Origin of the sequence: Thermospira aquatica (assembly GCF_023525255.1) — a bacterium.
GTDB lineage: Bacteria > Spirochaetota > Brevinematia > Brevinematales > Thermospiraceae > Thermospira > Thermospira aquatica.
The window spans coordinates 2,271,183-2,292,243 of sequence record NZ_CP073355.1 but is presented as its reverse complement, the minus strand read 5'-3'; the positions used below and the strand labels follow the sequence as shown (position 1 = coordinate 2,292,243).

23 protein-coding genes are annotated in these 21,061 nt (G+C 43.9%); 21 read left to right on the top strand and 2 right to left on the bottom strand.

All coding sequences use genetic code 11. From position 1 onward, the window contains the following. Positions 1 to 65: 65 nt before the first annotated feature. The 4 genes from KDW03_RS11150 to ftsZ are packed head-to-tail and all read left to right on the top strand — an operon-like array spanning position 66 to position 4,167. Positions 66 to 1,007 (top strand): D-alanine--D-alanine ligase family protein, encoded by a 942-nt coding sequence (locus tag KDW03_RS11150; RefSeq protein ID WP_271435151.1) that lies wholly within the window; start codon positions 66 to 68, stop codon positions 1,005 to 1,007. Positions 1,008 to 1,009: 2 nt separating this feature from the next. Continuing rightward, on the top strand, positions 1,010 to 1,717 hold the full coding sequence (locus tag KDW03_RS11145; protein ID WP_271435150.1) for a cell division protein FtsQ/DivIB: 708 nt from the start codon (positions 1,010 to 1,012) through the stop codon (positions 1,715 to 1,717). After that, on the top strand, positions 1,704 to 2,945 hold the full coding sequence (gene ftsA / locus KDW03_RS11140) for a cell division protein FtsA (protein WP_271435149.1): 1,242 nt from the start codon (positions 1,704 to 1,706) through the stop codon (positions 2,943 to 2,945). The genes KDW03_RS11145 and ftsA overlap by 14 nt, the downstream gene beginning before the upstream one ends. Before the next feature lie 28 nt (positions 2,946 to 2,973). Next, a complete protein-coding gene (gene ftsZ / locus KDW03_RS11135) occupies positions 2,974 to 4,167 on the top strand; it encodes a cell division protein FtsZ (protein WP_271435148.1) in 1,194 nt (397 codons plus the stop codon). A gap of 44 nt (positions 4,168 to 4,211) precedes the next feature. On the opposite strand, the gene KDW03_RS11130 is transcribed toward ftsZ, so the two are convergent. Beyond that, positions 4,212 to 4,658 carry a methylated-DNA--[protein]-cysteine S-methyltransferase gene (locus KDW03_RS11130; RefSeq protein ID WP_271435147.1) on the bottom strand — a complete coding sequence of 149 codons (447 nt, stop codon included), beginning with the start codon at positions 4,656 to 4,658 and terminating at the stop codon, positions 4,212 to 4,214. Positions 4,659 to 4,665: 7 nt separating this feature from the next. After that, positions 4,666 to 5,961: a PLP-dependent aminotransferase family protein gene (locus KDW03_RS11125; protein ID WP_271435146.1), complete on the bottom strand. Its 1,296-nt coding sequence runs from the start codon at positions 5,959 to 5,961 to the stop codon at positions 4,666 to 4,668. A 171-nt stretch (positions 5,962 to 6,132) separates the two neighbouring features. On the opposite strand from KDW03_RS11125, the gene KDW03_RS11120 reads away from it, so the two are divergent. From KDW03_RS11120 to queF, 17 genes are all read left to right on the top strand, one after another. Next, positions 6,133 to 6,684 carry a thermonuclease family protein gene (locus tag KDW03_RS11120; RefSeq protein WP_271435145.1) on the top strand — a complete coding sequence of 184 codons (552 nt, stop codon included), beginning with the start codon at positions 6,133 to 6,135 and terminating at the stop codon, positions 6,682 to 6,684. Positions 6,685 to 6,686: 2 nt separating this feature from the next. Then, positions 6,687 to 7,415, top strand: a complete 729-nt coding sequence (locus KDW03_RS11115; RefSeq protein WP_271435144.1) for a PAS domain-containing protein — start codon at positions 6,687 to 6,689, stop codon at positions 7,413 to 7,415. Then, positions 7,412 to 8,335, top strand: a complete 924-nt coding sequence (locus KDW03_RS11110) for a sensor domain-containing diguanylate cyclase (protein ID WP_271435143.1) — start codon at positions 7,412 to 7,414, stop codon at positions 8,333 to 8,335. The genes KDW03_RS11115 and KDW03_RS11110 overlap by 4 nt, the downstream gene beginning before the upstream one ends. Before the next feature lie 63 nt (positions 8,336 to 8,398). Further along, positions 8,399 to 9,274 (top strand): M23 family metallopeptidase, encoded by an 876-nt coding sequence (locus KDW03_RS11105; RefSeq protein ID WP_271436492.1) that lies wholly within the window; start codon positions 8,399 to 8,401, stop codon positions 9,272 to 9,274. Then, entirely contained in the window at positions 9,264 to 9,929 is a 666-nt protein-coding gene (locus tag KDW03_RS11100) for a peptidoglycan recognition protein family protein (RefSeq protein WP_271435142.1), read from the top strand. The genes KDW03_RS11105 and KDW03_RS11100 overlap by 11 nt, the downstream gene beginning before the upstream one ends. 93 nt (positions 9,930 to 10,022) lie before the next feature. After that, complete coding sequence (locus KDW03_RS11095) at positions 10,023 to 11,432, top strand: hypothetical protein (RefSeq protein ID WP_271435141.1); 1,410 nt, start codon at positions 10,023 to 10,025, stop codon at positions 11,430 to 11,432. Beyond that, positions 11,429 to 12,811, top strand: a complete 1,383-nt coding sequence (locus KDW03_RS11090; protein WP_271435140.1) for an NAD(P)/FAD-dependent oxidoreductase — start codon at positions 11,429 to 11,431, stop codon at positions 12,809 to 12,811. Before KDW03_RS11095 ends, KDW03_RS11090 begins: the two co-directional genes overlap by 4 nt. Positions 12,812 to 12,890: 79 nt before the next feature. After that, positions 12,891 to 14,336 carry an Asp-tRNA(Asn)/Glu-tRNA(Gln) amidotransferase subunit GatB gene (gene gatB, locus KDW03_RS11085; RefSeq protein WP_271435139.1) on the top strand — a complete coding sequence of 482 codons (1,446 nt, stop codon included), beginning with the start codon at positions 12,891 to 12,893 and terminating at the stop codon, positions 14,334 to 14,336. A gap of 3 nt (positions 14,337 to 14,339) precedes the next feature. Continuing rightward, the gene (locus tag KDW03_RS11080) at positions 14,340 to 15,329 is read left to right on the top strand and encodes an NAD(P)H-dependent glycerol-3-phosphate dehydrogenase (RefSeq protein WP_271435138.1); all 990 of its coding nucleotides are present in this window, start codon (positions 14,340 to 14,342) and stop codon (positions 15,327 to 15,329) included. Further along, positions 15,316 to 16,104, top strand: a complete 789-nt coding sequence (locus KDW03_RS11075) for a type III pantothenate kinase (RefSeq protein ID WP_271435137.1) — start codon at positions 15,316 to 15,318, stop codon at positions 16,102 to 16,104. The genes KDW03_RS11080 and KDW03_RS11075 overlap by 14 nt, the downstream gene beginning before the upstream one ends. Then, complete coding sequence (locus tag KDW03_RS11070; RefSeq protein WP_271435136.1) at positions 16,097 to 17,311, top strand: N-acetylmuramoyl-L-alanine amidase family protein; 1,215 nt, start codon at positions 16,097 to 16,099, stop codon at positions 17,309 to 17,311. Before KDW03_RS11075 ends, KDW03_RS11070 begins: the two co-directional genes overlap by 8 nt. Further along, entirely contained in the window at positions 17,308 to 17,811 is a 504-nt protein-coding gene (locus tag KDW03_RS11065) for a hypothetical protein (protein ID WP_271435135.1), read from the top strand. The genes KDW03_RS11070 and KDW03_RS11065 overlap by 4 nt, the downstream gene beginning before the upstream one ends. A 202-nt stretch (positions 17,812 to 18,013) precedes the next feature. Next, positions 18,014 to 18,991: a flagellar filament outer layer protein FlaA gene (locus KDW03_RS11060; protein WP_271435134.1), complete on the top strand. Its 978-nt coding sequence runs from the start codon at positions 18,014 to 18,016 to the stop codon at positions 18,989 to 18,991. Between the two features lie 115 nt (positions 18,992 to 19,106). Beyond that, a complete protein-coding gene (locus tag KDW03_RS11055) occupies positions 19,107 to 19,862 on the top strand; it encodes a dihydroorotate dehydrogenase electron transfer subunit (protein WP_271435133.1) in 756 nt (251 codons plus the stop codon). Then, positions 19,850 to 20,305, top strand: a complete 456-nt coding sequence (locus tag KDW03_RS11050; RefSeq protein ID WP_271435132.1) for a hypothetical protein — start codon at positions 19,850 to 19,852, stop codon at positions 20,303 to 20,305. Before KDW03_RS11055 ends, KDW03_RS11050 begins: the two co-directional genes overlap by 13 nt. A gap of 43 nt (positions 20,306 to 20,348) precedes the next feature. After that, positions 20,349 to 20,618 (top strand): hypothetical protein, encoded by a 270-nt coding sequence (locus KDW03_RS11045; RefSeq protein WP_271435131.1) that lies wholly within the window; start codon positions 20,349 to 20,351, stop codon positions 20,616 to 20,618. A 21-nt stretch (positions 20,619 to 20,639) separates the two neighbouring features. Further along, positions 20,640 to 21,050: a preQ(1) synthase gene (queF, locus tag KDW03_RS11040; RefSeq protein ID WP_271435130.1), complete on the top strand. Its 411-nt coding sequence runs from the start codon at positions 20,640 to 20,642 to the stop codon at positions 21,048 to 21,050. The last annotated feature ends 11 nt before the right edge of the window (positions 21,051 to 21,061 follow it).

Here is a 21,061-nt window from a genome sequence, read left to right as displayed (position 1 = left end):
ACTAAAACTATTGACAAAAATAAAAAATGTCTTAAGATATATATGTGAAAAAAAGTGAGGATGCTATGGAAGCAAGGTTGGCGCGTTTTTCGGGAAAGCGGATTGGCGTACTTATGGGAGGCGATTCCTCTGAGAGAGAAATTTCTCTTCGTTCAGGGGAGAATGTGTTTCGCGCCCTGTCTCATCTCGGATTACAAGCTATCAAAGTGGATATTGGGAGTGATCCGATTGCTGCCCTTCGAGAAAGTCCTATAGATATTGCTTACATTGCTCTTCATGGTTCTATAGGAGAGAATGGGGTTATCCAGGCTCTCCTTGAGCTTTTGCATATCCCATATACAGGGAGTCGTGTTTTGGGCAGTGCTCTCGGTATGGATAAAAATGCCACCAAACGTATTTTGCGAGGATGTGGATTGGATGTTCCCCTTTCACTGGATGGGGAGGGGGATATTGATCGTATGCTTGAGAAAGTGAAGCAAAATCTTTCCTATCCCGTTGTTTTTAAGGCAAATTGTGAAGGTTCAAGTGTGGGGGTTGAGCTTTGTGAAAATGAAGAGACTCTTCGGAGAGTCTTGGAGAAAAATATCTCCCAATATCCAGATTACTTTATTGAGCAGTATATTCGTGGGAGAGAGATGACGATCGGTGTTCTGGGACAGTATCCAGATTTTACTTTTCTCCCCATTCTTGAACTGCGACCGAAAAATGCTTTTTATGATTTTGAGGCAAAATACACGAAGGGGATGACAGAATTTGTTCTTCCTGCTCCTATGGATAATGCGGTTCGAGAGCATATCGAGCGTCAGCTTGTTTATGCGATGCGTGTTATGAAGGTAAAAGGACCCTTGCGTTTTGATTTTATGTTTACTGGTGATAACCGTGCGTTTTTTCTGGAAGTGAATACGAGTCCAGGAATGACGGAAACAAGTGATATTCCTGCGATGGCAGAGGCAGCAGGGATATCCCGAGAGGAGTTGGTACTGAGAATTCTGGAAAGTGCGGAGTAGCCATGGTTCGCCGGATGGGATCGGTGCTGGTGAGTGTTTTTTTTGTGGCGCTCATCCTGGGGATTCATGGGTTTGTGTACAGGTTGCTGGTGGCAAATCAGCTTCTTGTTATTCGTGAGGTGGTAGTGGAAGGCAACCACTATCTCTTGGAGGAGGAGATTCTCCATCTTACAGGGCTTCGTCCCGGGATGGGAATATTTGATTTTTCGTGGGATGTGGTGATATCCCGTCTCACAAACCGGGCTTATATTCGGTGGGCGGAGGGTGAGAGGGTTTTACCATGGCGGGTGAAAATAAAGATTGAGGAAAACTTACCCGTAGGGGTAGTGGTAATAGGAACGAACGCTTTTTTTATTGATAGAGAGGGGAATCTGATGGTTTCAGCCAGGGCTCCACAGGTTCCAAGGATTGATGTGTCTTATCCCCTTGTCCTGGAGAAAGGGAGGATTCAGGATGAGTGGCTACTTTCGGTGGTGAAGTACTTGGGAAAGCTTACCAACCTGGAACGTGTGGAGCGAATCTCTCTCGAGAGAAAAACAGGTGCCCATGTCTGGTTACGGAGTATGCCTACAGACATTTGGGTAGGGCATGAGGTACTGAATGAGGAAGTCTGGGAGAGGATTTTTGCCCTGGAGCAAGAGATAACAGAGAAGAAACTCACCTTTAAAACGATAAATTTGCATAAGGAGAACGCCATTGGCTACCAATAACCTATCCTCCATCGTTGTTGGGCTGGATATTGGGACAACAAAGGTATGTACCGTCATCGGCCGTATCGAGCAGGATCTCGAGATTATAGGGGTCTCAACGGTACCTTCGACAGGTTTGCGTCGGGGGGTTGTTATCGATATTGAGGAAACTGCTCGTTCTATTGCGTCTTCTGTGCAAAAAGCAGAAATCCAGGCGGGCGAGACGGTACAGGGAGTGTATATAGGTATTTCCGGGGGGCATATTGAGGGTATAACCAGTCGGGGTGTGGTGGCTATTTCTGAGAAAAACAGAGAGATCACGGAGGCAGATGTCAAGAGGGTTATTGATGCAGCAACGGCTATTGTGCTTCCGGTGGATCGGGATGTGATTCACGTGATTCCTCAGGAGTTTATCGTGGATTCAGAAGAGGGTATAAGGGATCCTGTGGGTATGTCAGCAAGTCGTCTGGAAGCGGTGGTGCATATCGTGACGGCGGCGACGACTTCGCTCAATAATACGCTTAAGGCAGTAAAGAAGGCAGGTTGTGAGGTGCAGGACATTGTTCTTCAGCCTCTTGCGGCTTCTCGAGCTATTGTTTCCGATGAAGAGCGGGATATGGGAGTGTTGGTGATTGATATTGGTGGGGGTACGACAGATTATGTGATTTTCAAAGAGGGAAGTCTTCGTGATACAGGTATTCTTGCTCTGGGTGGGAATCACATTACTAACGATGTGGCGTATGGTTTAAAGACGTCGTTTGCAGTTGCCGAAGAGGTGAAAAAAGCCTTTGGCTGTGCTATAGCAGATTATGTAGATGAAGATGAGGTGATTGAAGTTCCTTCAGTTGGAAGAAATTTACCCAGAATGGAATCAAAAAGACTCCTTGCCGAGATTATTCAGCCAAGAATCGAAGAGATATTGTCATTGGTGTATCAATCGGTAGCAGAGGATTATTCCCTCGACGGTCTTTTGGGAGGTGTTATCCTGACAGGAGGGGTTTCCCTGACTCCGTATATTACAGAGCTTGCTTCCGAGATCTTTAATATGCCTGTGAGGGTGGGTAGGCCTCTCGGGGTGAGAGGACTGCGGGATATGGTGGACAGTCCTATTTATTCGACAGCGGTAGGATTGTGTTTGTATGCTATGGATCATGCCCCACGATTGGGTGCTACCGATTACAAAGATGAAGAAAAAAATATCAATTCGCTGGTAGAACGCTTAAAAGAATGGGTAAAAGAATTTTTCTAAAATAAGGATAGAAAACGGGAGGAAAGCAATGGAGGAAGGTTTTATGGAAATTTTTGAGAAGCATGAACCGGTTGCAAAAATCAAGGTAGTTGGTGTTGGCGGTGCGGGTTGTAATGCTGTAAATCGTATGATTGAGTCCGGGATTAAGGATGTGGATTTTATTGCGATTAATACAGATCTTCAGGTTTTAAATCAGTCTCTTGCAAAAACAAAAATACAGATCGGCAAACAAGCCACAAAAGGGCTTGGGGCTGGAGCAAGACCAGAGATGGGTGAAAAAGCCGCTCAGGAAGATACAGAAACCATTCGTAGAGCCCTTGAAAAGTCTCATCTTGTTTTTATTACTGCCGGTATGGGTGGGGGCACAGGGACGGGGGCAGCTCCCGTCGTGGCTCAGATAGCCAAGGAAATGGGTGCTTTGACCATTGCTGTGGTTACTATTCCTTTTGATTTTGAGGGTGCCAAGCGTATTCAGGCTGCTAAAGAAGGTATCGCCCGGTTGAAAGAGCATGTTGACACGATGCTGGTTATTTCGAATTCTCGTATTTTCCGTATCATTGATCGGAAGACCAATGTGAAAGAAGCTTTCCACAAAATTGATGAGGTGTTAAAACAAGCTGTAGAAGGTATTTCCAATATTATTTCCCAGACAGGTTTAATCAATGTAGACTTTGCTGATGTGAGAACAGTTCTTTCTAATCGTGGTGAAGCCATCATGGGTATTGGGTTAGGGCGAGGAGAGAACCGCGCTATGGAAGCGGCAAAACAGGCTTTGGAAAATCCTCTGATTGAAAATTCTTCTTTTCGCAATGCAGGGGCGATGCTTGTCAATGTTATTGGTCCAGAGGATATGACCATGCTGGAATGGCAGGAGGCTGCTCAAACCATCTCAGAACTTGCCCGTCAGGATGCAGAGGTTATTGTTGGTGTGAATATAGACAAATCTCTCAAGGATGGTATTCGTGTCGTTATTATTGCTACTGATTTTCAGACAGAACAAGCTCAAAAAGGAGAAGAGGAGAAGCTGGGGATTTCTGCTGATGAGATCTTCAGTGAACGACGTCTTGTGAAGATTCCTGAAGTGCGTAGCAAAAGAATATACTCGTATCAAGAAAGCTCAAAAACCAACCGAGAGGTGCCCAGAGCCGTTGGCGATGAGGATCTGGACACTCCCACCTTCCTCCGTATTCAGCGTCGTTTTAAAAACCAGGAACATTCATGATAAGATAAGAAATCCCCTAACAAAAAATGTTAGGGGATTTTTTTTTAAAAGAGAACGCCTTCAAGCGTGAGAAGAATTTTTTTGATTTCTGGATCAGGGGTATATCCTCCAATATCTTGAGGAAAATTTGAACTTACCACTCTATGGCATGGGATCACCAGAGGAAAGGGATTGTGTTTAAGGGCTTGAGCTACAGCACGGTAGGCTTTGGGACGGCCGATCATAGAAGCGACCTCTTTGTAGGTTCTTGTTTCTCCATAAGGGATGGTGACTACCGCGGCAAAGACGAGCTTTTGGAAGGGGGTGAGTAACTCCTGATTATAGGCGGGCCAGCTCACCTGTTTTCCATTCAAGTAATTTTCAAATATTTCACAGAAAGGATGATACGAGGGAGGAAGAGAGGCAGGCAAAAGAGAAAGACGAACAGATTGTAGCATGTTGTTTTCTTCGGTAAAAAATACGGTGAGTTTATGATGGCGAACAATCCACATGAGGATGTTATTTTTGGCCAAGCATGGTTTGGAGAGACGCGAGAGCAATACACAGAGACACCACTTCCATGGCTTTTTGGATGTCTTTGGTTGAGGGATAGGAAAAAGCAATCCGGATCGTGGTATCTTTGGGATCTTTGTTATAGGGATGTGTGGATCCCGCAGGGGTGAGTTTGACACCCGCCTCGTGGGCTAAGGTAACTACTTTCGAGGCACAACCGGGGAGGGTTTCCAGGCAGACAAAGTATCCTCCTCGAGGATTTGTCCACTGAACAACTCCAAGGTTCGAGAAATATTTTTGAAGGGTATTTACGACAATATCTTTTTTCGGTTTGAGGATTTCAGCGTGTTTTTTCATGTGATTTTCGATGGTTTTTCTGTCTTTGAAGAACAAGACATGACGGAGTTGATTGAGTTTGTCGTAGCCAATGGTCTGGATGCTGTAATGTTTTTTGAGGGCTTTGAGATTTTTCTCTCCCGTGGCTATACAGGCAACGCCACCGCCAGCAAAGGAAATTTTTGAAGTAGAGGTAAAGATGTAAAATCTATCTGTACAGTGATGTTGCTGAGCCTCTGCAAAGACATTGAGAAGCCTTTCGCCTGGGGATTCGATATCATGAATAGCATACGCATTGTCCCAGAATACACGAAAGTCCGGGGCGGCAGGTTTCATCGTACAAAAGGCTTTAACGACTTCGTCGGAGTAGGTGATGCCGGTGGGATTGGAGTACTTTGGCACACAAAAGATCCCTTTGATGGAAGGGTTACGTTCAACAAGAGAGAGAACGCTTTCCATATTTGGGCCATCCTCATTGAGCCTAATAGGGATCATCTCGATACCTAAGTGTTCAAGTATGGCAAAATGCCTGTCATAACCGGGAACAGGACACAGAAAAGAGATCTTTTCATCTTTCCAGGGTTTTGTTCCGCCGGGAAGGCCATAGAGCATCGCCTGAACGAGAACATCGTACATGAGATTCAGGCTTGAGTTTCCTCCTACAAAGATATTTTCATGAGGTATATCAAGGATTTCGCCAAAAAGTTTTTTCATTTCAGGCAGACCATCCAGAACACCATAGTTTCTACAATCGGTATGATTCTCACTCTGGTAGTGTTTTTCGTCAAGGATAGAGAGCATGGGCAGTGATAAATCAAGCTGTTCAGGACTGGGTTTTCCTCGGGTTATGTCGAGATGGAGCTTTTCTTCCTGGATGGATTTGTATTGTGTTTCAAGTTTCTGGAGGAGATGGTTTTTTTCCTCACGGGAAAGCTCGTAAAGGTTACTCGGAAGAAGGGAATCCATAGACATACTCCAAACATTTCTTTACTATTTTATTTTATGGGAAAAGATATTTTTTTTCAAAAAAGAGAGCGGGTTGTAAAAAAAGTTATAGTCAAGAAAATTGCTTTTTCTCTTTTTTTACGCTAAACTATTATTGTTAAAAGCTTTTTTTATTTTCTAGGGGGTGAGACGATGCGGAAGGAAAAAGGAGTTTTTTTTGTGCTTTTATTGATGGCTTCCTTGGCATGGGGGGAATGGGTATCACAACAGGGGAAGGTGGTAAAGGTTGTAGATGGCGATACGATACATGTCGCTTTTAACAGGAAGAAAAAGGTTACTGTAAGACTTCTCTACATCGATACTTTTGAAAGCTCAAGAAATTCTAAAATGAAATCAGATGTAAAAAAACTTCGTTCTCAGGGCTTCGTGGTAAGTGAGAAACAGCTTCTCGAAAAGGGAATCGAGGCCAAACGCTATCTTTTGAAGCGACTCTCTCCGGGCACGGCAGTTCGACTGGAATGGGATGATACAGAACCTCATGATCGTTATGGAAGGTTGCTTGCTCTGGTTTTTGTTTCATCTTCTAACGTATGTATCAATGAAGAGTTGATTCGTTTGGGGTATGCTCGACCCTATATTTTACGGAAAATTCCTGAAGCCCATAAGGATTTTCTTGATCGGGCTTATGAAAAGGCTCTTCACGATGGAAAATGGAGCTGGCTAGAAAAAACAGAGGGAAGGTGATCATGGCTACAACGAGGCTTTCTGAGTTGGGGTTTGATCCCAATGTTTTTGCATCGGCGATTTTTGAGTACAGCGATCTGGCTATTTTTCTTGTCTCTGTTCATGGTGAGAATGATTTTACCTACGGGGGACTTAATCCAACCCATGAAAAACTCACAGGACTCCGTAGTGAAGATATTCGAGAAAAGCATCCTCATGATTTTTTACCTGCCGATCTGGCGGATGTCATTGTTTCTCATTATGAGGAATGCAGGAGACAGAAGACAACCATCTGGTATGAGGGAACAATCCCCTTTCAAGGAGTGGATACCTTTTGGATTACGAGACTTATCCCTATTCTCGATAATGAAGGAAAAGTGGTTCAGATTATTGGAGCCTCTATTAACATTAATGATAGAAAAGAGATCGAGCAGAAACTTTTACAGTTAGTGGAATTTAATCAACGAATTATTGATATCTCTCAGATGGGAATTTTGGTGCTTGATAAAAATGGTTACACCCTCTCTTTTAACGAGGAAGCAAAAAGGATCTTTGGGATTGATAATGAAGATGAATTTTTGTCTCGACGTTTTGATGAACTTCATCCCCGTCATGCTGCCTCTTGGTCTGCTCTCTGGGAGAAAAAGCATGTTTATCCCGAGGTAAATTTTGTAAACCTCAAAGGAGAAAAAAATGGATTATCTTACAGAGTTCTCCCTCCTATTATCTGGGAAAAGAGGTGCTCATTGTGAGTGTCACTGATATCACCCAGCTCAAACAGCAGCAAAAAGAAATTGAAGCCAAAAACGAGCTTATTTTTACTCTTCTCAGGTATCTTCCGTATCCTATTGTTGCCTTTAAAGAAGATGGGGTGATATGTTTCTATAATGATTTCTTTGTCAGGGAAATCTGTCCTTTTGAAGTTGAGAATGGTCGGACCACTATTGAGGAGATCAAACGAGCGATAGCTCTTCCCGCGAATCTCCTTTATCCGGAGCATAAAGGGAAAGAGATCACGGAAATCACCGTCAAACATTCTAAGAATACCCGCCACTACCGTCTGGAACAGTTCCGCATAGGCGAGTTTGGGACGGAATCCTGTCGAATTCTCTGGAGTTTTCAAAACATTACGGCGTATCATAAGCTTATACACTCTCTTAAAAAAGAACTTCACAGGGATTTTTTAACAGGGCTCTACAATCGTCGTGGCATGGAGGAAATTCTTCCGGTAGAATGGCGACGGGCCCAAAGAGAAAAAACCTCACTCGCTTTTCTTATGCTGGATATAGATTTCTTTAAAAATTATAATGACAGTCTGGGACACGCGGCAGGTGATCAGTGTCTCCAATTGGTGGCGGAAGTCTTACGGGGGGCGTGTTATAGACCAGGAGACTTTATCTTTCGGTATGGGGGAGAGGAGTTTTTTATCTTGCTTACCAATACGAGTAAAGAAGGGGCTTTGATTGTGGCGAATCGGATTCAGGATAACCTGGAGAAAAAAGCTATTCCACATCCTGCCTCAAAGATATCTTCGTATGTGACCGTCAGTATAGGAATGAGTGTTCCTGATGTTAATGTTGAAAGCTGGAAGGAGGGGGTAAAACAAGCTGATGTTGCCCTTTATCAAGCAAAACAAAACGGAAGGAAGAGAATAGAGGTTTTTCAGGGTTAAAATTGCTTTTTTCTTATTTTTTCTTTATACTATTCCGATAATTTTTTTTAAGGAGATGTGGAGATGTCTTTTTTGCGACTCCTGGTTTTGTTTTTAGCGTGGCTACCTCTTGGAGTATTTGCACAGGTAAAGCTTATAACCAATCGTGTAGGAAATGAATGGATTTTTACGGTAACCAATGCTTTTGCCTGTCCTGTCCAGGTTCAATTGATGTTTTCCAATCAAAATGGAGAAAAGGAGGCGGTACACCTGGTAGTGCCTGCCTATTCTGAACAGGTAGTACTGAGTTTGACGAATACCAAAAACCCTCTCTTTCGTTTTTCTTACGAGCTTGGCGATCCTTTTGTGGAACCCAAGGATGTAGAGTATTGGCTTCCCCTTGCTCCGGGTCAGTTAGTGCGTGTCACACAGGGGTACAATACACGATTTTCTCACAAGGGCAAAAATGCCTACAGTATTGATTTTGCTCTGGCCATAGGAACACCTGTCTATGCAGCTCGGGATGGGGTTGTGGTGATGACAAAGAGTAACGGTGTGCGTGGGGGAAACCGAAAAGCCTATCGACGGCATGCAAACTATGTGATTATTTATCATAATGATGGGACGTTTGCCCATTATGTTCATCTTAAGTATAAAGGTGTTGTGGTAAAACCAGGGGATTATGTCCGTGCAGGACAGCTTATAGGTTATAGTGGCAATACCGGATGGACCAGGGGACCGCATCTCCATTTTATGGTGACTCGTTCAGGATATATGGATCGGTTGAGTATTCCTACGCGTTTTTATGCAAGTAGCGGTTCTCTTTCTAACCTCGTGGCAAGAGAGTTTTATCTCGTAGAGCATCCTACATCCCAGATTGCCCATGTGACGGTAACCAATACCAATTCTGTTGATCTTGATGCCATTGGAGAGGATGAGGGTGATGTAGGTGCTCCGTAAGGTTAGCATTGTTGTTTTTTGTTTGATCGTTGGGGTTTGGGGAGGGTTGTCTTTCTCTTATAGCAATATTCTCGGCGAGGTGAGTGAGAAACGCCTTAGCCTTACCCGCGAATATATGAAAGATCACTACAGTCTCGATACCTATCTCCTCACCAATCCTCAGATGATCGTGATTCACTACACGGTAACACGAGATCTTGCTTCTACCCTTGCAATCTTAGCACCGGATGAGCTTTCTCAAAAGAGTCGACCAGAGCTTGCCTCTTTTGGGAAAGTGAATATTGGCGTACATTTTTTGGTGGATCGCGACGGGACGGTATATCAGTTTCTGCCTCTCTGGATGGCCGGGCGACATACCATCGGTTTTAATCATGTGGCTTTTGGGATTGAAAATATCGCTCTGAGTGAGAGGTATCTTACGGAGGCTCAGCTTCGTGCGAATGCCAGGCTGGTGAAGGAGCTTGTTGATGCTTATCCCTCTATCAAGTATCTTATCGGTCACCATGAGTATATGCAGACAAATCTCCCTCATTTTCAGCTTTACAGAGAGAACTATCCCCACTATCGTACAGAAAAGTTTGATCCTGGTGTTGTTTTTATGAGAAGGCTTCGTGAAATGCTTAAGCAGGAGTATGGTCTTGAGCTTCTTGATTAAGTGAACAAAGCTTTACAAGCGGTTCTTTGACTTTTCTTTTTCTCTCCGTTATAATAACAATCTCAACGCTTGAAAAGAAAACAGGAGAAATGTATGGCATCAGCATCAGAGAAAAGGAAAGAACTTGTGAAACGTATCCGTTATGCGGCTTTAGTACTTTTTACCTCTCTTATTATTATTTCGTTTGTGATCAGTTTGGCGTATAATCCCTTTGAATCCCATGGCAGGATGCGTCAAAAGCTGGTAAAGGTGAATGGAAAGTGGTTCCTTGAGGGTGTAGATACGGGTTTTGGGTACTGGTATGATGATCAGAAGAATCGTCTCCAGGCTCAGGGAGTAAGTTTTGATAAGGATATTGAATCGCTTTTCTATCAGGAATCTATTAAAAACTATGCGAAAACCGTTGGACAGATGCTCTATGTAAAGCGTCTTGGTGTGAAGCCTTCGGATTTCTTTTATACCCAGCTTGCTCAGGCCATGTATCGTTCATCCAAACCAACCTTTGGGGAAAGGGAGTTTTTGGATATCTGGTATACAAGGGATATTTTCCTCGGATCTTGGGGAGAAATTCAAAACACGGTGCTCCTCTCCCCTGTTTCGGTAATGCTTCTCTATCAGGATACAAAAGCACTTACTTTTGATGTCGATGTTGTGTTTACAGAGAAAACAAACTTTGTTGCCCGTTTTATCCAGAAGTCTGATCTAGAAGAGTATTTTCGTCAGAATATAACCAACTTTGTGGACACCCTCGTTGTGGATATTATTACGGTGACCAATAAGGCTATCGTTTCCAATAGGATGCTTGCTCAGCAGATTTTTTCGAATGTGGTTCAAAATGGCTGGGAAAAGGCTATAGCCAGTCTTCCCGGGGATGCGGTAATCAAAACATCTACCACAGTAACCAGAGAAAAGAATCCGCGTATTTTTGAGGCTCTGGGAGAAAAATTTGAACCTGGACTTATTCAAAGAACCGTCTTTGAAAACAAACAGTACCATGTGATTCGTGTTCAGGGTATGACCTCTTTTGACAATCTCTCGAGTTTGGCTCAGCAGAGGTTACTCAAGTCCTATCTTGCCCTTCATTTTAATGAACTCTGGTCGAAAAACTCGAATATTCTCTATCAGACGCTCGACCAGGTTATGGCTGCCCCTATGGGGGATTGGAAGTCTCTGGTAGCCAACCAGCCTTTTGGGTATGTTCATCTCCCGAAACTTTCGCTGGTGGATATTTACGCAGAGGATGCGGAAGGAAATGTCTTTCCTTATGCTCTTACCAAACATCCTGAGATTTTGCAGTTCCTTGTGTCTTCAGCTACCTCAGTGAAACGATTTGAGTTTGATGGAGTGTATCTTGTGCTTCGTAAGAACGGTGTTCGTTATCAGGCAAACCAGATGACAAACAGCCTTACCTCTGAGGCACAGTACTATATTCTCAGTCTCTGGGAGTCTGATTGGCAAAAGGCAACAGAAAACAAGACAAAGGTGAAATACAGAAAGGAATGAGCTTTTCTCATTATGATTTGATTGTTATTGGAGCAGGGCCAGCGGGGATTTTTACAGCACTTCGCTACCATGAACGCTGGCCGAATCGTTCCATTCTCATTCTTGAGAAAGGACGTCCCCTCGAGAAACGTATCTGTCCAAAGAGAGAGGGGAAGCCCTGTCAGCATTGTTCCCCTTGCAATATTACCACAGGGTTTGCAGGGGCAGGTGCGTATAGCGATGGTAAGCTTTCTCTTTCCCCTTTCATTGGGGGGGATCTCGTGGATCTTTTTGATGTTTCCGTGGTTCGGGATGCAATTGAAGATGTTGATAGAATTTACAGGGAAAACGGCGCCGATAGTCATATCTATGGTGTAGATAATCCACAAAAAATAGAAGAGATCCGTGCTCGAGCTATCAAAAGCCACATTCAGCTCGTTGAAAATCCTTTACGACATCTCGGGACGGAAAAAAGTGCAGAAATCTATCAGAAACTTCAAAAGAAACTTTTGTCCGAAGGTGTAAAGATACGGTTTCAGTGTCCGGCGCGGGATATTGTGGTAGAAAATGGTCGCGTTACGGGTGTTGTAGCTGATGAGATCTATTCAGCAAACGATGTGGTTATCGCGGTAGGCAGAGAAGGCTCCGAATGGCTTTCCAGTCTCGTACGCACGTATAATATTGCCTATGAGGTTGGACCAGTGGATATTGGGGTAAGGGTAGAGGTGCGCAACGAAATCATGAAAGAGATCAATGAAACCATGTATGAAGGGAAGTTTATCTACTATACTCCAACGTTTGATGACAAGGTACGCACTTTTTGTCAGAATCCTGGTGGCGTGGTAGCTACAGAGTACTACGAAGGGAATATCGCTGTTGTGAATGGTCATAGCTATAAATCCGAAGAACTCAAAACAGAAAATACCAATCTCGCTATCCTGGTTTCCCATGCTTTTACACGCCCATTTAATCAACCTGTTGAGTATGGGAAATATATTGCCGGGCTTGGCAATATGCTTTCGGGGAATCGTATTATTGTGCAGAGGTTTGGAGACTTAAAACGAGGGAGGAGAACAACCCCTGAACGCTTGCAGCGAGGGAATCTCAGGCCAACTCTTGTGGATGCCCTGCCCGGGGACCTGAGTCTCGTACTTCCGTATCGTACTATGACCGATATTATCGAAATGCTTCTTGCTCTGGATAATGTAGCTCCGGGTATTGCTAGTTCCGAGACACTCCTGTATGGGGTGGAGGTAAAGTTTTACTCTCAGAGATTGGTGGTAAAAAACTTTGAAACCTCTGTTTCTCATCTCTATGCGATAGGAGATGGAGCTGGTTGGACCCGAGGACTGATGCAGGCAAGTGTCAGCGGGTACTTACTGGGAAACATGCTTGAGTAAAAGAGTTCTCTTTTTTTGATGTTTTTTTGATTTTATTCTATAATAAATGGCTACTTTCTTGAAATCGACGGAGGAAACAATGAAAAGCTATGAAGCCGTTATCGGTCTTGAGGTTCATGTGCAGCTTAACACGAAGACGAAGATTTTTTGTGGATGTTCTACAGAGTTTGGAGCACCAGCCAATACCCATGTTTGTCCGGTGTGTATGGGACAGCCAGGGGTTTTGCCTGTTTTGAACGAAGAGGTGCTTCATAAAGCGATTCTTGCAGGTTTGGCCATTCAGGCAAACATTGCAGAGTTTTCAAAGTTTGATAGAAAAAACTACTTCTATCCCGATCTTCCCAAGGGATACCAGATTTCCCAGTATGATTATCCCATCTGTCAGAAAGGAGCGATAGAGATTGTCCTCTCGGATGGGACAACCAAGCGCATCGGGGTGACACGCATTCATATGGAAGAAGATGCAGGGAAATCTATCCATCTTGAGGGTGAACCGTATTCTGCGGTTGATCTCAATCGAGCCGGCGTTCCACTTCTGGAAATCGTGTCTGAACCAGATATGAGGAGTAGTGAAGAGGCGTATCTTTACCTTAAGGAACTGAGAAGTATTATGAAGTACCTTGAGGTTTCTGACGTAAATATGGAGGAAGGGAGTCTCCGTTGTGATGTGAATGTTTCCGTTCGTCCCGTAGGGCAGAAAGAATTTGGGACAAAGGTGGAAATCAAAAACCTCAATTCCTTTAACGGGGTGAAAAAGGCTATCGAATATGAAATCGAACGTCAGATTGCTCTTTTAGAAAATGGGGAGAAAATTATCCAGGAAACCCGTCTTTACGATGCAAAACAGAACAAAACCTTTCCGATGCGCGACAAAGAGGAAGCTAACGATTACCGGTACTTCCCCGAACCCGATCTTCCACCTCTGAGGATTGGCCGCGATCTCGTGGAGAAGATTCAGAAGGAACTCCCGGAACTTCCTCAGCAGAAACGAGAAAGGTTTGTCAGAGACTATGGCATCACGCTGGCTGATGCTGAGGTTCTTACTGAGGAAAAAGAGATGGCTGACTATTTTGAGGATGTGGTGAGACAGACCAGGATAGAGCCCAAAAAAGTGGCCAACTGGATCCAAAGCGAGGTCATGGCCGTGTTGAATGAGTTGGGATGGGATATTACCCGTCTTGCTAAAGAAAGAATTTCGAGTGCTAAGCTTGCAGATCTGATGAACTTAATTCAGGAAAACGTGATCAGTGGAAAGATGGCAAAGGATGTATTTGCTGAAATGGTTGACACTGGCGAATCGGCATCTGTCATCGTGGAGAAGAAAGGACTCAAACAGATTACCGACACTTCTGCTCTTGAAACTCTGATTGATGATATTCTCTCCAAAAATCCTCAGGAGGTTCAGCGCTACCGGGAAGGAAAGAAAAACCTCCTTGGTTTCTTTGTAGGTGAAGTCATGAAAGCTACGAAAGGACAGGCCAATCCAAAACTTGTCAATGAAATTCTCCAGAAAAAATTGGGGTGATCTATGAAAGTAGCCATTATTGGTGGTGGGGGATGGGGAACAGCCCTTGCCCTCCAGATACGTCGAAATCACAGGGTAACTATCTGGTCCTACGATCAGGGAGAAGCAGCTCTTTTTAACGAAAAAAGAGAAAACGTCTACTATCTTCCTGGGGTAAAACTTCCTGATGATATTGTTTTCACCACGGAAGATGCGGTGGTTGATGATGCAGATATTGTTCTTTTTGTTACACCTTCGAAATTTTTCCGGTCGGTGGTGAAGCGTTTTGCCCCTCGTGTAAAACCCCGGCAGCTGCTTGTGAGCGCAACCAAAGGCCTCGAATTTCCCTCGGAAAAACGCATGACAGAGATTCTTGCTGAAGAACTTCCCGGCCATGAAAATATTGTAGCACTTTCTGGCCCAACCCATGCTGAGGAAGTGAGTCGGGATGTGCCTACTGCCATTGTGGCTGCTTCCCTTAACGAAGAGGCAGCACGTGCTATTCAAGAGGCTTTTTCGACAGAGTTTTTCCGTGTGTATCGCAATACAGACGTTATCGGGGTAGAACTCTGTGCGGCTATCAAGAACGTGGTAGCCATAGCCGCTGGCATGGTGCGGGGACTTGGTTTTGGAGACAATACGATGGCAGCTCTTATTACGCGGGGTCTTGCTGAGATGAGACGTCTTGGCCTTAAAAAGGGAGCCCAGGAAGCTACCTTTTCAGGGCTTGCAGGGGCAGGAGATCTGATTGTTACCTGTACCAGCCGTCATAGTCGCAACGGAAGAGTGGGAGAAGCCCTGGCACAGGGGAAATCTATCGAGGAGATTCTTGCCAGTATGAAAATGGTAGCAGAAGGGGTGGAAACTGTTCGTCCTGTGCTAAAGATGGCAGGGGAAGAAGGGGTAGAGGTTCCTATCTCTCAGGCGGTGTATAATGTCATTTATGAGCATCAGCATCCACTCGAGGTTATGAAACAACTCATGTTGAGGCCTCTGAAAGATGAGACGCAGTGATTATCTTGTTGCCATTGACATAGGTAATACCAATGTCACACTGGGGCTTTTCCAGGAGGGGGTTTCTCGCCCGTTGGAAAGTGCTCATTTTCTTACTCAAAAGGGATTAACCCATGATGATTGGATGGTAAAGTATGAGGTTTTACGAACTCGCTGGGGATTAAAACAAATATCCAGAGAGGATGTAGTTGTAGCAAGTGTAGTGCCGGAGTTAAACTACGAAATACGTCACATGTTTGAAAAATATTATGAACGCGAACCTGTTTTTTTGCAGAGTCTGGATGTTCCTCTTGAAATTCACTATGATTATCCCCGGGAAATAGGTATAGACAGGCTTGTCAATGTTTATGCAGTTGCGAAAGAATACCCTGGCAGGGATGCTCTTGTCATAGACTTTGGTACAGCAACGACCATTGATATCCTCAAAGGGGGGACTTCGTATGAGGGAGGGGTTATTATTCCCGGGATGTTAACGTCTCTTCGGGCACTTACAGAGAGGGCTTCAAAACTTCCTCACATTGAGCTTCTTCTTCCGTCGACTATAGTTACCAAGAATACAGTCGATGGAATTCGCAGTGGTATTCTTCACGGACATGGGGCTATGATCGATGAACTAGTTTCCCGTATAACGGTCGAACTTGGTTGGGAGAATCCCCTCGTTATTGCCACGGGAGGGCTCTCTAAAGTTATAAAACAGACAAGCCATCGAGTAAATATAGTAGATACTCATCTCATGCTCAAGGGAATCTATTATCTGTGGATGAACGATGCGTAGAGGGATGTATCTTTTCATTAGTTTGTTTTCTTTCTTTTTTCTGGTGGCAACGGCTTCACTTGAGGATCTAGCACGAGAATACACTCTTTCCCTTCGTTATGATTGGAATCTCGGATATGCAGAGCTTCGATCGCTACAGACGAATCGTTTCTGCCGGGTTTACATGACCATGCCTTATGTGGTTTTTGATGGTAAGGTATATTATCTTGATCGCGGAATGATGTGGGAGAAGGATGGGAGAATGGTCCTCTCCGATGAAGGAGAGGAGCTTGTCCGTAGGTTTGCCAGGGCCATGGAAACAAATGTCCATGGACAGACCAACCATCCAACTTTTCAAACAAAAGTGAGTGAAACAAATGCAAAGCCTTTGACAAATACTTCCAGGGGAGTATCTTCTTCAGCAACAAATACCAATGTGATAGTTCCCGTAAGTAATAATATCGTTCGGAAAACAAACACTCAGAAAGAAACCAATATATCTCCTGTGGTTATCCAGGGACAGGATCTTTTTCGACCTATACGCACAGTGATCCTTGATCCAGGACACGGAGGAAAGGATCCTGGTGGCATAGGAAAGGGTGGGGTTAGGGAGAAAGATCTGGTGCTTGAGATGGTTTTTTTACTCAAAAAGGAGCTTGAAACGCTAGGTTATCGTGTGATTCTCACCCGTGGAGGGGACAAATACCTCTCTCTCTCTGAGAGGGTAGAGTTTGCCTATGATGTCTGGCAAAAAAAAGAAGGAGCACTTTTTGTCTCTGTTCATGGAAATATTTCTTTAAATGCTAAGGTTCGAGGTATAGAGATCTATTATCTGTCTGATAAAGCAAGTGATGCAGGGGCTTCAGCGGTTGAGATCGCAGAAAACGCGGGTTTTAGCATGGATGATGTGAAGCATACCGAGGGGTTTTATAGTGTGCTCAATGTATTAATGAGAGAAGGTGTTTCGAGGATTTCCTATGCTTTTGCCAGGGATGTAAAAACTTCTCTATCCGCGAGTTTTTCGCAGGTTTTTGTGAAAAGTGCCAATTTTTATGTGCTTCGTTTTAGTCCTTTGCCGGCGCTTCTCTGGGAAGTGGGATACCTTTCCCATCCGAAAGAGGTGAAATTGCTCCAATCAAAAGAATATCAACTTCGTTTGGTCAAATCTTTTGCGAAAGGTCTGGATAATTTTGTTCGTCGATACAACGCAAGGAGGGGAAACGTATGAAAATTCAACGTAAACATCTTTTGTGGATTGTAAGTATGTTGGGGATAGTGATTGTGGCAGGTGGAGTCTCTCTCGTTTTAACAGCCCCACCGAAAGTAAAAATGATATACTATTCTCCCAAAAGACAAAAAATTGTAGACAAACAGGTTCTTAGCGTATCAGCGTTTAAACAATATGGAAGAGACGCTGCCCTTGTCAGACAGTATTTTGAAGGACCTCTCTCGTACCCGCCAGAGATATGGTTTTTGGATGCGAAAGTAAAGTCTGTTTGGGTTGTTCCTCCAAAGAAACCAGTCCATCTGGTGATGAATTTTAGTAAGGATTTTTTGACGGATGTTCAAAGACATCCCCTCCTTGTTGAGCGTTGGTTAGAGGGTTTGTTTGCGACATTAGGAGAAAATGGTAGTCCCATCGAAAAATGTAGTATTTTAGTGGAAGGAAGTTATGAAAGGGTTTTGGTCGGGAGGTGGAATCTTTTTTATCCTATAAAAGTTCGGTAAAAATAGGAATGTGGTGAAAAATTTTTTGGGATTTTTTTTATTTTGATTAAACTTTTTGCTAGGGTATATCCGATAGTAAAAATACCCAATAACACCTCTCGATGTATCGGCATAGAAGAAAAAAACTTGAGAGGGGTTGACAGGAGAAAATTCTCCTGTATACTATAAGAGACACAAAATACCTTTTTAAAGGAGTGGAGATATGAGGAAAGGAGTGGCGTTTCTATCTATCCTGAGTCTATTGTGGATAACTACATCCGGGTTTGGTGCTATCCAGAAAAAGCTGATCCATTTTCCCACCTTTGAGGCTAATATAGCCAAAGTTGTGGAAAAGGATGAGGCTATTCGTGCACAAAATACAAACAGCATCAACCTAAAGGATTACGGTTATCCTGAGGTAAAATTTACCGGTGCTGATTGGTCTCTTTCGAACTGGCGTATTATTCTTGCTCCGTCGGCCAATACGACAAAGAACAATGTTCTGTCGTATACGAAGCCGGTGAAGAGTAAACGCTGGGAGAGTGAGGGAGGTACCGTTCTGGGCGCTCGTATTCATTTTATTGAAGGGCGTTTCCTCTCTTGGGCGTTGATAAAGCCTCCTTTTGATATCTTTGCCTACTATGATGACGGTTCGTTTGTGAATGCTGAGGGTGGAGAGGAGAACTCCCTCGTGATGGGGCTGCTTGCTAACGTAGGTCAGATCAAGAGCATTTCTACCTGGGTGTATGGTTTGAATTATCAGATGCAGGTAGGTATTCGGCTTCGCGACCGCATGGATCAGACCAAAGATTTCTTCATGGGTTCTGTATGGTTTGAGGGTTGGAGAAAACTCCTCTGGCAGAATCCTGAGTATACTGATGATGTTCGTGATAGAGTACTTCAGAGGATTCCTCTCTATCCAAGAAGTTATCCTTATGTAGTTTTTGATGGCTATATCGTGTACAAACCTGAAATCGAACAGGGTGGAGATTTTGTTGTCTACTTCAAGGATGTGGATATGGAGTTTGATAGAGCCATCATCCGTGAAGAGATGGATATCGATGATGAAGCTCAGTGGGGTATTCTCGCCAAGGAACGTCTCGATAAGAGAATCCTTGAGTTGAAGCGTCTCTCTGATATTACTCAGCTCTATGAGCAGGCTAAAGCTCAACAGAGAGCCAATGCTCCAGCACAGCAGTAAACACTCTTGACTGGAAAGGCTGCCGTTTGGCAGCCTTTTTTTATTTTTCTAAGAAATTGACATTCCTTGTTTTTTGGTTTAGAATATACAACCTTGAAAAGGCAGGAATGATAAAATGAAGTATGAAGAGTGGGCTATTTTAGAAGACATTCAGGTACGAGGGGAGTATATCTTGCTTAGTTTTCATTCTCCGATGATTGCCAAGGAAGCTCAACCAGGGCAATTTGTGAATGTTCGGGTTGTGGAGGCTCTTGATCCCCTTTTACGTCGACCGGTAAGTATTGCTGATTGTAGGAGAGAAAAAGGAGAGATAAAGCTCTTGGTACAAATTCGTGGAAAGGGAACAGCCCTGCTTGCTCAAAGGTACAGGCATGATAGAGTATCTCTTGTTGGTCCTCTTGGGAGGGGATTTCCCTTGGTGAACAAAGAGGTTATTTTGGTTGGTGGAGGAGTGGGGGTTGCACCTTTTGTGTGGTTGCAGCGTCACTACCCCTCATCCCAACTCGTTATGGGATTTCGCTCAGAGGCTTTTATTCCTCCTCTTGATTGGTTTGACCAATCAAGAGTGGTCATAGTGACTGATGATGGTTCGAGGGGAAAGAAGGGAAATATTCTTACAGCTCTGGAGGAAATGGATCTTTCTCAGAAGGTGATCTTTGCCTGTGGGCCTCACAAAATGTTGTCAGCAATAGCAAGTTTTCTTGAAAAGAGAAATTTTGGTGGAGATGCCTATTTTTCCACTGAAAGTATGATGGCTTGTGGATTTGGGGCGTGCAAGGGGTGTGTGATACCAAGAAAAGACGAGACGTATGCTCTGTGTTGTAGTGATGGACCGGTTTTTCACTGGAAGGAGATAGCATGGGAGAAATAACAAGAACGTTTTTTTTGATAGCCGGGTGTGTGTTTGTTATGGTACCAGCATTGTGGGAGTTTCGTGGGCTTGCTCAGATTCTTTCTCTGGCGGGATACAATATTTTTTTGCTTGTGTTCTGGAATGATGCAAAGAAGCGTCGTGAGTTTACCTGGGTGATGCTGGCTCTCATGGTTTTTTCGGCATTTTTAGGCCTCTCTGTGTGGCATAGGATATTCCGGGTTGGTTTCTGGATAGGCACGCTTACCTCTGAGGTAAAAGTGGGGATAAGAAAACGTTTTTGGTGGCTGGAAATGGTGGCTTTTTTTGTGTGGGGTCTTTCGCTGGTCTGTGTGGTAAGTAGCTGGCATTGGTGGGTTGGACTATTCGATGCTCTGGGTTGGCTTGTTCTGGCAGGGATTCTTGTTCTCTGTGGGAGGGTTTTAAGAAAAGAAGCGGTATAACTATTTGATGAAATAAGATTTGAGTTAGAAAAAGGAGTGAGGCATGAAGAATTTTTTGTATGACTATCTGGATATCATTCTGGTGGTACTGGTTGTTGCAGGCGGTTGGATGGTTTACCGTATAGTGATACAGAGGCAGGAGTTTCAAGAACGGTGGGAAAATTTGCCAGAAGAAACAAAGATGTTTATCCTTGAGAGGCAGCGGCATCCTTTTCTAAGAATGGTGTGGACCTTGCTGCGAAGGGATATGGATGTTATCCTGGCGGGGGTAGTGTTAGGAGTGATGCTTTTTGTATTGTTATGGGTTTTATAAATTGTAAAAGAGGAGGAAGGTATGGCAATCCATCAAAGCTGGGATACCTCTGGGTATACAGACAAACAGAATCATATCCGAGATCTGGTCATTGAACCACCTCTTGAGGTTATTGAGAATATTTACAATGACAGGGATTACGTGGTGGAATTGGTGACAGATGAGTTTAGTTCGGTTTGTCCGAAGACGGGTCTTCCGGACTTTGCGACAGTGATTATTCGTTATATTCCTGATACCTATCTTGTTGAAGAAAAGGCGCTCAAACTGTATTTGACTTCGTATCGAAACCTGGGGATTTTTCAGGAAAATGCGATAAATAAAATTTTAGATGATTTTGTGGCCAAGGTGTCGCCAAGATGGGTAAAAGTGATTGGTAATTGGAAGAGTCGGGGTGGTATTCGGGTAAATGTTGAGGTAGAGTGGAAAAAGTGATTCTGAAACTT

Excerpts from the sequence above, each read along its gene's own strand:
- KDW03_RS11150 (WP_271435151.1), top strand. The coding sequence starts at position 66 with ATGGAAGCAAGGTTGGCGCGTTTTTCGGGAAAGCGGATTGGCGTACTT.
- KDW03_RS11145 (WP_271435150.1), top strand. The coding sequence starts at position 1,010 with ATGGTTCGCCGGATGGGATCGGTGCTGGTGAGTGTTTTTTTTGTGGCG.
- ftsZ (WP_271435148.1), top strand. The coding sequence starts at position 2,974 with ATGGAGGAAGGTTTTATGGAAATTTTTGAGAAGCATGAACCGGTTGCA.
- KDW03_RS11130 (WP_271435147.1), bottom strand. The coding sequence starts at position 4,658 with ATGTGGATTGTTCGCCATCATAAACTCACCGTATTTTTTACCGAAGAA.
- KDW03_RS11125 (WP_271435146.1), bottom strand. The coding sequence starts at position 5,961 with ATGGATTCCCTTCTTCCGAGTAACCTTTACGAGCTTTCCCGTGAGGAA.
- KDW03_RS11120 (WP_271435145.1), top strand. The coding sequence starts at position 6,133 with ATGCGGAAGGAAAAAGGAGTTTTTTTTGTGCTTTTATTGATGGCTTCC.
- KDW03_RS11115 (WP_271435144.1), top strand. The coding sequence starts at position 6,687 with ATGGCTACAACGAGGCTTTCTGAGTTGGGGTTTGATCCCAATGTTTTT.
- KDW03_RS11105 (WP_271436492.1), top strand. The coding sequence starts at position 8,399 with ATGTCTTTTTTGCGACTCCTGGTTTTGTTTTTAGCGTGGCTACCTCTT.
- KDW03_RS11095 (WP_271435141.1), top strand. The coding sequence starts at position 10,023 with ATGGCATCAGCATCAGAGAAAAGGAAAGAACTTGTGAAACGTATCCGT.
- KDW03_RS11090 (WP_271435140.1), top strand. The coding sequence starts at position 11,429 with ATGAGCTTTTCTCATTATGATTTGATTGTTATTGGAGCAGGGCCAGCG.
- gatB (WP_271435139.1), top strand. The coding sequence starts at position 12,891 with ATGAAAAGCTATGAAGCCGTTATCGGTCTTGAGGTTCATGTGCAGCTT.
- KDW03_RS11080 (WP_271435138.1), top strand. The coding sequence starts at position 14,340 with ATGAAAGTAGCCATTATTGGTGGTGGGGGATGGGGAACAGCCCTTGCC.
- KDW03_RS11075 (WP_271435137.1), top strand. The coding sequence starts at position 15,316 with ATGAGACGCAGTGATTATCTTGTTGCCATTGACATAGGTAATACCAAT.
- KDW03_RS11070 (WP_271435136.1), top strand. The coding sequence starts at position 16,097 with ATGCGTAGAGGGATGTATCTTTTCATTAGTTTGTTTTCTTTCTTTTTT.
- KDW03_RS11065 (WP_271435135.1), top strand. The coding sequence starts at position 17,308 with ATGAAAATTCAACGTAAACATCTTTTGTGGATTGTAAGTATGTTGGGG.
- KDW03_RS11060 (WP_271435134.1), top strand. The coding sequence starts at position 18,014 with ATGAGGAAAGGAGTGGCGTTTCTATCTATCCTGAGTCTATTGTGGATA.
- KDW03_RS11055 (WP_271435133.1), top strand. The coding sequence starts at position 19,107 with ATGAAGTATGAAGAGTGGGCTATTTTAGAAGACATTCAGGTACGAGGG.
- KDW03_RS11050 (WP_271435132.1), top strand. The coding sequence starts at position 19,850 with ATGGGAGAAATAACAAGAACGTTTTTTTTGATAGCCGGGTGTGTGTTT.
- KDW03_RS11045 (WP_271435131.1), top strand. The coding sequence starts at position 20,349 with ATGAAGAATTTTTTGTATGACTATCTGGATATCATTCTGGTGGTACTG.
- queF (WP_271435130.1), top strand. The coding sequence starts at position 20,640 with ATGGCAATCCATCAAAGCTGGGATACCTCTGGGTATACAGACAAACAG.